Origin of the sequence: Streptomyces sp. NPDC015144, from assembly GCF_043079735.1 — a bacterium.
GTDB lineage: Bacteria > Actinomycetota > Actinomycetes > Streptomycetales > Streptomycetaceae > Streptomyces.
Window position 1 is genome coordinate 106,182 of record NZ_JBIBUU010000006.1, and the last position, 11,571, is coordinate 117,752.

The 11,571-nt window shown below is 72.5% G+C and carries 12 protein-coding genes; 8 read left to right on the forward strand and 4 right to left on the reverse strand.

Translation table 11 applies throughout. From position 1 onward, the window contains the following. Positions 1-45 precede the first annotated feature (45 nt). Both ACF08W_RS12910 and ACF08W_RS12915 read left to right on the forward strand, forming a co-directional pair. Positions 46-336, forward strand: coding sequence for a YiaA/YiaB family inner membrane protein (locus ACF08W_RS12910; RefSeq protein ID WP_385210496.1), 291 nt, complete (start codon positions 46-48; stop codon positions 334-336). A 91-nt stretch (positions 337-427) separates the two neighbouring features. Continuing rightward, positions 428-1,054, forward strand: a complete 627-nt coding sequence (locus tag ACF08W_RS12915; protein ID WP_385210499.1) for a TetR/AcrR family transcriptional regulator — start codon at positions 428-430, stop codon at positions 1,052-1,054. A gap of 44 nt (positions 1,055-1,098) precedes the next feature. Here the strand turns inward: ACF08W_RS12915 and ACF08W_RS12920 are convergent, their stop codons facing one another. Next, a complete protein-coding gene (locus ACF08W_RS12920; protein ID WP_352279238.1) occupies positions 1,099-1,560 on the reverse strand; it encodes a MaoC family dehydratase in 462 nt (153 codons plus the stop codon). Between the two features lie 132 nt (positions 1,561-1,692). Between ACF08W_RS12920 and soxR the strand changes: the two genes are divergently transcribed. After that, positions 1,693-2,166, forward strand: coding sequence for a redox-sensitive transcriptional activator SoxR (gene soxR / locus ACF08W_RS12925; protein WP_385210503.1), 474 nt, complete (start codon positions 1,693-1,695; stop codon positions 2,164-2,166). 47 nt (positions 2,167-2,213) lie between these two features. Here soxR and ACF08W_RS12930 read toward each other — a convergent pair whose 3' ends face one another. Further along, positions 2,214-2,825, reverse strand: coding sequence for a hypothetical protein (locus ACF08W_RS12930; protein ID WP_352279234.1), 612 nt, complete (start codon positions 2,823-2,825; stop codon positions 2,214-2,216). Positions 2,826-3,054: 229 nt separating this feature from the next. On the opposite strand from ACF08W_RS12930, the gene ACF08W_RS12935 reads away from it, so the two are divergent. Next, entirely contained in the window at positions 3,055-5,886 is a 2,832-nt protein-coding gene (locus tag ACF08W_RS12935; protein ID WP_392279272.1) for a penicillin acylase family protein, read from the forward strand. A gap of 68 nt (positions 5,887-5,954) precedes the next feature. Here ACF08W_RS12935 and ACF08W_RS12940 read toward each other — a convergent pair whose 3' ends face one another. Continuing rightward, the gene (locus ACF08W_RS12940) at positions 5,955-7,214 is read right to left on the reverse strand and encodes an exo-beta-N-acetylmuramidase NamZ domain-containing protein (RefSeq protein WP_392279273.1); all 1,260 of its coding nucleotides are present in this window, start codon (positions 7,212-7,214) and stop codon (positions 5,955-5,957) included. 184 nt (positions 7,215-7,398) lie between these two features. On the opposite strand from ACF08W_RS12940, the gene ACF08W_RS12945 reads away from it, so the two are divergent. From ACF08W_RS12945 to ACF08W_RS12955, 3 genes are read left to right on the forward strand one after another with little or no spacing between them, the layout of a single operon-like run. Beyond that, positions 7,399-8,163 carry an SDR family oxidoreductase gene (locus ACF08W_RS12945; protein ID WP_352279229.1) on the forward strand — a complete coding sequence of 255 codons (765 nt, stop codon included), beginning with the start codon at positions 7,399-7,401 and terminating at the stop codon, positions 8,161-8,163. Continuing rightward, on the forward strand, positions 8,160-9,818 hold the full coding sequence (locus tag ACF08W_RS12950) for a class I adenylate-forming enzyme family protein (RefSeq protein WP_385210518.1): 1,659 nt from the start codon (positions 8,160-8,162) through the stop codon (positions 9,816-9,818). Before ACF08W_RS12945 ends, ACF08W_RS12950 begins: the two co-directional genes overlap by 4 nt. 29 nt (positions 9,819-9,847) lie before the next feature. Continuing rightward, entirely contained in the window at positions 9,848-10,441 is a 594-nt protein-coding gene (locus tag ACF08W_RS12955; protein ID WP_352279226.1) for a TetR/AcrR family transcriptional regulator, read from the forward strand. Here the strand turns inward: ACF08W_RS12955 and ACF08W_RS12960 are convergent. Further along, positions 10,380-11,309, reverse strand: a complete 930-nt coding sequence (locus ACF08W_RS12960) for a LysR family transcriptional regulator (RefSeq protein ID WP_385210522.1) — start codon at positions 11,307-11,309, stop codon at positions 10,380-10,382. The two genes, ACF08W_RS12955 and ACF08W_RS12960, sit on opposite strands and share 62 nt — an antisense overlap. A gap of 74 nt (positions 11,310-11,383) precedes the next feature. Here ACF08W_RS12960 and ACF08W_RS12965 point away from each other — a divergent pair, with 74 nt between their 5' ends. Beyond that, positions 11,384-11,563 carry a hypothetical protein gene (locus ACF08W_RS12965; RefSeq protein WP_392279274.1) on the forward strand — a complete coding sequence of 60 codons (180 nt, stop codon included), beginning with the start codon at positions 11,384-11,386 and terminating at the stop codon, positions 11,561-11,563. The last annotated feature ends 8 nt before the right edge of the window (positions 11,564-11,571 follow it).

The following is an 11,571-nucleotide window of genomic DNA, read 5'->3' on the forward strand; positions in this document are numbered from 1 at the left end:
GCGAACGGATGTGGTGTGCGCCACGTCCCCGCGATGCTGGGCGCCATGAGTGAGACACCATCGGTCAAGCAGCAGGGCACCGCGGCCTTCTACGGCCAGGCCGTCGCCTCCTTCGGGGTGGCGATCGGCGCGGTGACCCTCGGCATCTACTTCCTGGACGCCGACGCCTGGGTCCGCGGATTCCTCGCGATCGGCGTCCTCTACCTCGTCACCTCCTGCTTCACCCTGGCCAAGGTCGTCCGCGACCGGCAGGAGGCCGGGCAGCTCGTCAGCCGGGTCGACCAGGCCAGACTGGAGAAGATCCTCGCCGAGCACGACCCCTTCCAGAAGCTCTGACGGCCCCGGCCCGATCCGCCGGACGCACCCTAAGCGCTTGCTCAGGTTCGGGGTATGGTGTTCGTCCTGCCGAGGAGAGGGGCGAGCGACGATGAGCACGGCGGAGGAGAGCGACGACGGCGCGCCGTGGGCCGAAGTGACGCCCGAGGCCGCCCGGCGGCTGCTCGTCGCCGCCGTCGACGCCTTCGCCGAGCGGGGCTACCACGCCACCACCACCCGTGACATCGCCGGCCGGGCGGGCATGAGCCCCGCCGCCCTCTACATCCACTACAAGACGAAGGAAGAGCTGCTCCACCGGATCAGCCGGATCGGCCACGACCGCGCCCTGTCCGTCCTGGAGGCGGCCGCCGACGGCGACGGCACGGCGGGGGAGCGGCTGGCCGAGGCCGTCCGGTCCTTCGTCCGCTGGCACGCCGAGCGGCACACCACCGCCCGCGTGGTCCAGTACGAGCTGGACGCCCTCGGCGAGGAGCACCGCGCCGAGATCGTCGAACTGCGCCGCCGGAGCGACGCGGTGGTCCGGCGGATCATCGGCGAAGGGGTGCGGGCGGGGGAGTTCGACGTGCCCGACGTCCCGGGCACGACGCTCGCGGTGCTCTCGCTCTGCATCGACGTGGCGCGCTGGTTCAACACCCGGGGCAGCCGGACGCCGGACGAGGTCGGCGAACTCTACGCCGGTCTCGTCCTGCGCATGGTCGGGGCGGACCCGCGCGCGTGACGGCCCGCCGGAGGCGACGAGGGGCCGCCGGTGGCGGCGCGCGGTCAGAAGTAGTAGCGGGACACCGACTCCGCCACGCACACCGGCTTGTCGCCGCCCTCCCGCTCGACCGTGACGACGGCGGTGACCTGCACCCCGCCCCCGGCCTCCTCGACGCTCTTCAGTACGGCCGTCGCCCGCAGTCGTGAGCCCACCGGCACGGTGGCGGGGAAACGCACCTTGTTCGTCCCGTAGTTGATGCCCATCCGCATGCCCTCGACCCGCATGATCTGCGGCACGAACGTGGGCAGCAGCGAGAGCGTCAGATAGCCGTGCGCGATCGTCGTGCCGAAGGGTCCGGCGGCGGCCCGCTCCGGGTCCACATGGATCCACTGGTGGTCGCCGGTGGCCTCCGCGAACAGGTCGATCCGCTTCTGCTCGACCTCCAGCCAGTCGCTGTGCCCCAGCTGCTCGCCCACTCCGTCGCGCAGCTCCTGCGCGGACGTGAAGATCCTCGGCTCCGCCATGTCCCTGGTCCCTGCCTTCCGCTCCGGCCCGTCTCTCGGCGCATCCTGTCTAAGCGCTTGCTCAGGATGGTCGGCGGTGCGGTTCCTGTCAACGATGGATCGGCCGGGGTACGGGCCAGTAGGGTGGGAGAGGTGCCCCAGATCCCACAGACACTCCATGAGCTCACGGTCGGGCAGCTCTCCGCGCGCAGCGGCGCCGCGGTCTCGGCCCTGCACTTCTACGAGGCCAAGGGCCTGATCAGCAGCCGTCGCACCAGCGGCAACCAGCGCCGCTACACCAGGGACGCCCTGCGCCGGGTCGCCTTCATCCGCGCGGCGCAGCGGGTCGGCATCCCCCTCGCCACCATCCGGGAGGCCCTCGCGGAACTGCCCGAGGAGCGCACCCCGAACCGGGAGGACTGGGCGCGGCTCTCCGCCGCCTGGCGCTCCGAACTCGACGAGCGCATCGAGCAGTTGGGGCGGTTGCGGGACCACCTCACCGACTGCATCGGCTGCGGCTGCCTCTCCCTGGAGACCTGTGTGCTCTCCAACCCGGACGATGTCTCCGGCCGGCGGATCAGCGGTTCGCGCCTGATGCCGGAGCGGCCGCGGTCCGAGCGTACCTAGCCGGGGCGCCCCGGTCCGTGCGGGCGCGGTGAGGCCGGTGGCGCCGCTCAGCCCACCGGGGCGAGGTCCCGCCGCCGTGCTCCCCGCGCCCTGGCCAGTGCCTCCGGGGTGAGCACCGGGCGGGGCACCACGATCCCGCACTCCGCGCAGACCGGGCCCGTCCAGGGTTCGTGCGACAGGTCCCTTCGCCAGTGGACCTCGGTGCCCGCGCACACCGGGCAGGCCGTGCCGGGCGCCGACTCCAGTGCCGTGATCAGCCGGTGCAGCACCTCGGCGAGCGGGGCCGACGGATGTACCGCCGGATCCTCGCACCGGGCCACCCCGTTGCCGCCCCAGGTGAGCCGGTGCCAGTCGTCGAAGCTGCCGGGGCGGCGTCGGCCGCCGTGCTTCTCCCGCCTGCGGCGCTCGGCGAACCCGGCCTCGTAGCCGAGCCAGACCGCCCGTGCCGCCTCCAGCTCCTCCAGCGCGCGCACCAGGCGCGCCGGGTCGGGGGACCGGTCCTCGGGGTCCAGTCCGTGCCGGACGCACAGATGGTCCCAGGTCGCCCGATGGCCGTAGGGGGCGAACCTCTCCAAACACTTGCGCAGCGAATACCGCCGCAGCGCCAGATCGTTCCTCGGATCGCGCACCTGTCTCGCAAGACTCCGGAATCCTGCCACCGCTCCGTCACCTCCGTCGCTCGTACTTCGGCGTCATGAAAGGGACGTACGGCCGCCTCCAGAGGATCCCGTGGGGCGGGACGTTGTCCGGAATTAGACCGTCCGCCGGTCGGTACAGCCGTCGCGAACCTGCTCATGTGATGATTCGGAAAAAGTGACGGATGTTCATCTTACCGAGGAGTCCTACCGCCAGTAACCTCCGGCGCACCGGCCTCCCCGAGGAGCACCCATGCCCCCACGCACCGTCCTGTCCAGAGCCGCCACCGCCGCGGCGGTCCTCGCGCTCGGCGCCACCCTGCTGGCGGCCGCGCCGCAGGCGTCCACCGCCGCCGCGGCGGAACCCGCCCCCGTCACCGACTACTGCCGAGGGCAGTGCGACGACATCCTGCCGCCCGGCGAGAACGGCAACGCCACCCTCGTCGAGATCCTCGGCAACAAGACGGTCGGCACGCACCCCGCCCACAGCGACGACCAACTCGACCGCTACAACGGGCTGGTGGCCGGGTACTCCGGACTCACCGACCAGAAGCTGACCGACTTCTTCAACGACGCCTCCTTCGGGGTCCCCGCGGACCAGGTCGAGTCCGTGACCTCGCCGCGCGACGACGTCACCATCACCCGCGACAAGGCGTCCGGCGTCCCGCACATCAAGGGCACCACCCGCTACGGCACCGAGTTCGGCGCCGGATACGCGGCCGGGCAGGACCGGCTCTGGCTGATGGACCTCTTCCGGCACATCGGGCGCGGCGAGCTGACCTCGTTCGCCGGCGGCGCGTTGGCCAACCAGGGCCTGGAGCAACAGTTCTGGCCACAGGCCCCGTACACCGAGGCGGATCTCGAAGCCCAGGTCGAATACATCCGGACCCACGAGGGTGAGCGCGGAGAGCAGGCCATGGCGGACGCGCAGGCGTACGTCGACGGCATCAACGCCTACCGCGAGAAGTCCAAGAAGGGCCGCTACTTCCCCGGCGAGTACGTGCTCACCGGAAAGATCGACGCCATCACCAACATCGGTGAGATCCAGCCCTTCAAGCTGACCGACCTGATCTCCATCGCCTCGGTCGTCGGCGGCCAGTTCGGCGGCGGCGGTGGCGGCGAGGTGCAGGCGGCGCTCTCGCTGCTGGCCGCCCAGCAGAAGTACGGGGTCGTCGAGGGCACGAAGGTCTGGGAGTCCTTCCGCCAGCGCGAGGACCCCGAGGCCGTGCTGACCATCCACGACGGCACCGCCTTCCCCTACGCCGGCAAGCCCGGCCAGGCGCACGGCACCGCCCTGCCCGACCCCGGCTCCGTCACCGCCGAACCCCTCATTTACGACCGCACCGGCTCCGCGGGCACCGACCGCAAGGCCCCCGTCAAGGCCCCGGCCCGGCTCAAGAAGGCCCAGGGCATCTACGACGACGGCGTCATCCCCGAGGGCTCGCTGCCCGGCTCCGGCTCCGGCGCCCAGAAGCGCGGAATGTCCAACGCCCTGCTGGTCTCCGGCCAGCACACCGCGAGCGGCAACCCGATCGCCGTCTTCGGTCCGCAGACCGGCTACTTCGCCCCGCAGCTGATGATGCTCCAGGAGCTCCAGGGACCCGGCATCAGCGCCCGCGGCGTCTCCTTCGCCGGGGTCGGCATGTACATCCAGATGGGGCGGGGCCAGGACTACGCCTGGAGCGCCACCTCGGCCGCCCAGGACATCACCGACACCTACACCGTCGACCTGTGCGAACCCGACGGCTCCACGCCCACCAAGGACTCCACGCACTACCTCTACCGGGGCACCTGCACCGCCATGGAGACGCTGGAGCGCACCAACTCCTGGAAGCCGACCGTCGCCGACTCCACCGCGGCCGGCTCCTACCGGATGCAGGCGCGGCGCACGAACTACGGCATCGTCACCCACCGCGCCACGGTGGACGGCAGGCCCGTCGCGTACACCTCGCTGCGCTCCACCTACCGCCACGAGGCGGACTCGATCATCGGCTTCCAGATGCTCAACGACCCCTCGTACGTCACGGACGCCGCTTCCTTCCAGCGGGCGGCGAGCAATATCGACTACGCCTTCAACTGGTTCTACGCCGACTCCCGCACCGCCGCGTACTACAACAGCGGGCTGAACCCGGTCCGTCCGGCGGACGTCGACCCGGCCCTGCCGATCAGGGCCGAACGGGCCTACGAGTGGCAGGACTTCGACCCGGCGGCCAACACCGCCGCGTACACCGCCTTCGCCGCGCACCCGAACTCCAGCGGCCAGGACTACTACGTCTCCTGGAACAACCGGCAGGCCAAGGGATACGCGGCGGCCGGCTTCGGTCTCAGCGCCGTTCACCGGGGCGATCTGCTGGACCAGCGGGTGGCGAAGCTGGTCGAGGACGGCGGGGTGACGCGGGCCTCGCTGACCCGCGCCATGGCCGAGGCGGCCGTCACCGATCTGCGGGGTGAGCAGCTGCTGCCCGAACTGCTGAAGGTGATCCGCGCCAAGCCGGTCACCGACCCCGCGCTGAACGCCGCCGTCCAGCAGCTGGACTCGTGGCGGGCGGCCGGTTCGCAGCGCAAGGAGACCGGCCCCGGCTCGCACACCTACACCCACGCCGACGCGGTGCGGATCATGGACGCGTGGTGGCCGAAGCTGGTCGAGGCCGAGTTCCGGCCGGGGCTCGGCGACGACCTGTACGGGGCGCTGACCGCGAGCCTGGCCACCGACGAGTCCCCGGCCGCCAGCCACGGGCCGAGCGGGGCGCACAGCGGCTCCGCCTTCCAGTACGGCTGGTGGGGCTTTGTCGACAAGGACCTGCGCCAGGTCCTGGGCCAGTCGGTCAAGGGGCCGCTGGCCCGGACGTACTGCGGCGGTGGTGACGCGGACGGCTGCCGCGACGCCCTGCTCGGCGCCCTGAAGCAGGCCGTGGCCGAACCGGCCACCGCGGTCTACCCGGGCGACGGAAGCTGCAAGGCCGGCGACCAGTGGTGCACCGACTCGATCATCCACCGGGCGCTCGGCGGGATCACCCAGAAGGCGATCCACTGGCAGAACCGCCCGACCTACCAGCAGGTGGTGGAGTTCCCCGCCCACCGGTAGGCCGCGAACCGGGCGGGTCCGCACGCGTGGACCCGCCCGGCTCCGTCAGCCGTGAGCGGTGTCGCCGGTCAGTACTGGAGGTACCGCTTGCGGACCGTCCGGAACGCGGCGTGGTCGGCCGACCACGCCCCCACCACCTCGTCGGTGTCCGCACCCGCGTCGATCATGGTGCGGACCCGGGTGTTGCCGGTGAGCTTGTCGATCCAGTTGTCCGAGCGCCAGGCGAAGCCGTCCCAGCTCCGCTTCGCCGTCACCAGCAGCCCGATGCCGGTGCGCACCGGGTCGAAGACCTCGCGGTCCTGGACGTGCAGCTGCACCCCGCCGACCGTCTTCCCCTGGAACTTGGAGAACGTCGGCGCGAAGTACGCCTCCCGGAACGCGACCCCGGGCAGGCCGAGCGCGTTCGCGGCCTCCGCCCAGCGGTGGCCGATGCCCTCCGCGCCCAGCAGCTCGAAGGGGCGGGTGGTGCCGCGCCCCTCGGAGAGGTTGGTGCCCTCGAACAGGCAGGTGCCGGAGTAGACCAGCGCGGTGTCCGGGGTCGGCATGTTGGGGCTCGGCGGCACCCACGGCAGCCCGGTCGCGTCGAAGAAGTCCGTGCGCTTCCAGCCGGACATCTTCACGATGCGCAGATCGACCGGACGGTCGGCCAGGAAGCGCGCGTTGAAGAGCAGCGCCAGCTCGGTGACGGTCATGCCGTGCGCCTGGGCGATCTCCCGGCGGCCCACGAAGGTGCCGAAGGCCGGATCGAGGACCGGGCCCAGCGCCGCCCGCCCGGTCACCGGGTTCGGCCGGTCCAGGACGACGAACCGCTTGCCCGCCAGCGCCGCGGCCTCCATGCAGTCGTACAGCGTCCAGATGTACGTGTAGAAGCGGGCGCCCGCGTCCTGGATGTCGAAGACCACGGTGTCGACGCCGGAGGCGGTGAAGACGTCGGCGAGCGGTTGACCGCTCTTCAGGTACGTGTCGTAGACCGGGAGTCCGGTCGCCGGGTCGTCGTACCGGCCCTCCGAGCCGCCCGCCTGCGCGGTGCCGCGGAAGCCGTGCTCCGGGCCGAAGACGGCGATCAGGTCCACCCGTTCGTCCGGGTGCATCACATCGACGATGTGGCGTACGTCGGAGGTGACCCCGGTCGGGTTGGTGACGATGCCGACCTTCTCGCCCTTCAGCAGGGCGTAGCCGTCCGCCGCCAGCCGGTCGAAGCCGGTCCGGACCCTGCGCCCCTTGCCCGGAGGGGGTGAGGCGGCCGCCGTCCCGGCCCCGGTGGCCGTCGCGGCGAGGGCCCCCACCGCGCCGCCCGCGGCCAGCAAACCACGTCTGGACAGGCTCATCCGGCAACCTCCATGATCGCGAAGCATGTCATGGCCACGCACGGTAGCGCGGGTTCCGGCCGTACGGAACGAGCCGGACGGGACTGGTGCGACAGGAGTGTCCGCCACCTGGGTCCGGTCCCTTCCGCTCCGGCATACCGACTGGTTAGTCTGCCGGTGGAGTCGGCTGAGAGAGGCGGAACCGATGGGCGTGGTCAAGGGTGCGGGCGTGGTGGTCACCGGGGCCGGCGGCGGGATCGGGGCCGCGCTGGCCCGCCGGTTCGCCGCCGAGGGCGCCCGGGTCGTGGTCAACGACCTCGACGGGGCGCGGATCGAGGCGCTGGCCGGGGAGATCGGTGCCACCGCCGTCGCCGGCGACGCCTCCGGGATCGTGGCCGAGGCGCGCGACGCGCTGGACGGCACGGTCGACATCTACTGCGCCAACGCCGGACTGGCCTCGCCCGGCGACGCCCTCGCCGGCGAAGAGGTCTGGGCCGCGGCCTGGGACGTCAACGTGATGGCCCACGTCCGCGCGGCCAGGGAACTGCTGCCCGACTGGCTGGAGCGCGGCAGCGGCCGGTTCGTCTCGACCGCCTCCGCCGCCGGGCTGCTCACGATGATCGGCGCCGCCCCGTACAGCGTCACCAAGCACGGGGCCGTCGCCTTCGCCGAATGGCTCTCGCTCACCTACCGCCACCGCGGCATCAAGGTGCACGCCATCTGCCCGCAAGGGGTGCGGACGGACATGCTCACCGCCGCCGGATCGGCCGGGGAGCTGGTCCTCGCCCCCAGCGCCATCGAGCCGGAGGCGGTCGCCGACGCCCTCCTCGACGCCATGGCCCAGGACCGCTTCCTGGTCCTGCCGCACCCCGAGGTCGCCGGCTACTACCGGGCCCGCGCCAAGGACACCGACCACTGGCTCGACGGCATGAACCACCTCCAGCGCACCTGGGAGGGGACCGGCGCATGACCGGATCGATCTACGCCGCCCGGCCCTGGCTGGCCCTCCTCAGCGAGGCCCAGCGGGCCCCCGTCCACCCCGCCCCGACCCTGGTCCACGCCTTCCGGGAGTCCGCCGCCCGCACCCCCGACCGCCCCGCCCTCGCCTACTTCGACGGCCGCCTGGGCTACCGCGGGACCGACGCGCTCTCCGACGCGGTCGCCGGCCACCTCGCCGCGAAGGGGCTGGAGCCCGGCGACCGGGTCGCGCTCATGCTCCAGAACAGCCCGCAGTTCGTCCTCGCGCTGCTCGGCGCCTGGAAGGCCGGGGCCGTCGTCGTCCCGCTCAACCCGATGTACAAATCGGCCGAGGTCGGCCACGTCCTGAAGGACGCCGGGGTCACGGCGGTGATCTGCGCGGACCGGATCTGGGAGGCGTTCCTGCGGGAGACCGCCGCCGGGGCCCCGTCGGTACGGATCGCCCTCACCACCAGCGAGCTCGACCTCCAGACCCGGAACGACGAACGGGTCCTCGCCCCCGAACGGCTGCCGGTGCCCCGGGACACCGAGGACCTGGTCGCCGTCGCCCGCCGGGGCGGCGGGGCCCCCGAGGGGCGGCTGCCCGGCGCCGACGACGTGGCGCTGATCAGCTACACCTCCGGGACCAGCGGTACCCCCAAGGGCGCCATGAACACGCACCGCAACATCATGGTCAACGCCGAGCGCCAGCGCACCGGCCACCCGGTCCCCGAGGGCTCCGCCTACTTCGCGCTCGCCCCGCTCTTCCACATCACCGGCGTGGTGTGCCAGCTCGCCGCCTGCCTCGCCAACGCGGGCACCCTCGTCCTCGCCCACCGCTTCCACCCCGGCGTCGTCCTCGACGCCTTCGCCGAGCACCGCCCCGCCTACACCGTCGGCCCGTCCACCGCCTTCATGGCGCTGGCCGCCCACCCCGGCGCCACCCCCGGGCACTTCGCCTCCTTCCGGATCATCTCCTCGGGCGGCGCACCGGTACCGCCCGCCCTGATCGAGAAGTTCCGCACGGAGTTCGGCCCCTACCTCCACAACGGCTACGGGCTCACCGAGTGCACCGCCCCCTGCGCCGCCGTACCACCGGAGCGCGAGGCCCCCGTGGACCCGGCCTCCGGGACGCTGTCCGTCGGCGTCCCCGGCCCGGACACGGTGGTCCGGATCCTCGACGAGAACGGCGCGGAGGTCCCCTTCGGCGCGCACGGCGAGATCGCCGTGCGGGGCCCGCAGGTGGTCCCCGGCTACTGGGGGCTGCCCGAGGCCACCGCCGCCGCCTTCCCGGACGGCGAACTGCGCACCGGTGACATCGGGTTCATGGACGAGGCGGGCTGGCTCTACGTCGTCGACCGCAAGAAGGACATGATCAACGCCTCCGGCTTCAAGGTCTGGCCACGCGAGGTGGAGGACGTCCTCTACACCCACCCGGCGGTCCGCGAGGCGGCCGTCGTCGGCGTCCCCGACCCCTACCGGGGCGAGACCGTCCGCGCCTGCGTCAGCCTGCGTCCCGGAGCCACGGTGGCGCCCGAGGAGTTGACGGCGTACTGCGCCGAGCGGCTCGCGGCGTACAAATACCCCCGGGAGGTGGAGATCCTCGCGGAACTGCCGAAGACGGCGAGTGGGAAGATCCTCCGGAGGGAACTGCGTTCCCCCCGATGACGGATCCACGCGGAAGGCAGGTGGCGGCAATGGCCAAGGCGACGGACGGGGAGCAGGCCCCCGTCCCCCGGCGACTGCTGGCCGCCGCCACCCGGCTCTTCGCCGAGCGGGGCTACGACCGCACCTCGGTCCAGGACATCGTCGAGGCCGCAGGTGTCACCAAGGGCGCGCTCTACCACTACTTCGGCTCCAAGGAGGACCTCCTCCAGGAGGTCTACTCCCGGGTGCTCCGCCTCCAGCAGGAGCGCCTGGACGCCTTCGCCGGCGCGGACGCCCCCGTCGAGCAGCGGCTGCGCGACGCGGCCGCCGACGTGGTCGTCACCACCATCGAGAACCTGGACGACGCCTCGATCTTCTTCCGGTCGATGCACCACCTCAGCCCGGAGAAGAACAAGCGCGTCCGGGCGGAGCGCCGCCGCTACCACGAGCGCTTCCGGGCGCTGGTGGAGGAGGGGCAGCGCAGCGGGGTGTTCTCCACCGCCACCCCGGCCGACCTGATCGTCGACTACCACTTCGGCTCGGTCCACCACCTCTCCACCTGGTACCGGCCGGACGGCCCGCTCAGCCAGCAGGAGGTCGCCGACCACCTGGCCGATCTGCTGCTGCGGGCGCTCCGCCCGTAGTAGTCGTCAGCCGGTCGAGGAGCGCCGTGGCGGCCGGGTTGCGCGGCCGGGGCGCCCGGCCGGCGAGGACCACCGTCCGGCCGGGCTCCGGCTGACGGATGCTCACGCACGGCAGCCCCGCCTCCGTGCCGATCCGCCGGGGCACGATCGCCACCCCGATCCCGGCCCGTACGAGGTCCACGAGCAGCCGGATCTGGGTGACGTCGCAGGTGATCCGGCGCTCCAGACCGCAGTGCGCGGCCAGTCTGCGCACCGCGGTCTCCAGGCCCGTACCCGCCCGGAAGTCCACGAACGGCTCGTCGGCGAGGTCCTTGATCAGGGTGCGCCCGGCGTCCGCCAGCCGGTGGCCCGGCGCGGTGATCAGCACCAGGTCCTCGTGCCAGGTCGCGAAGGCGGCGATGCCGTCCGGGAGTTCGGCGGCGTCCGGCGCCAGGAAGGCCAGGTCCAGCTCGCCGGCGCGCAGCCCCGCCACCAGCTCCGGCGTCGTCGCCTCGCGCAGCGAGATCTGCACCCCCGGCCAGGCACGGTGGTAAGCGGCCAGCTCGGCCGCCAGGTCCACGCAGGTCAGGGTCTGGATCGTGCCGATCCTGACCCGGCCGGTCACCAGCCCCGAGACGGCCGCCACCGCGTCCCGAGCCGCCTCCGTACCGGCCAGCACTGACCGGGCCGACGGCAGCAGCGCCCGGCCCGCCTCGGTCAGCACCACCCGGCGGCCGGTCCGGTCGAACAGCTCGGCCCCCAGCTCCCGCTCCAGATTCCGTACGGAGGTGCTCAGCGCGGACTGCGCGATCGGCTCGGCACGGGCGGCGGCGGTGAAACTGCCGTGGGTGACCACCGCCATGAAATGGCGGAGTTGGCGAAGCTCCATCCATCCACGATAGCGATGGGAGGTAGCTGAATCATCTGTTGGACCGATCGCGCGGGCGGTCCGAAGCTGGTCCCATGACGCAGATCCAGCAGTCCGCGCCCCAGCGGTCCGCGCACGTCCCCGCGCTGTGGACGGCGGCCCACGGCCCGCACCACCCGGCGGCCGTCCGGCTGTTCGCCCGCTGCCTGCTGCGGGTCCGTGCCTTCGCCCGCGAACTGGCGCTGGCGGACCACGTGGGCTCCGGCGGCTACTGAGCGCCCGC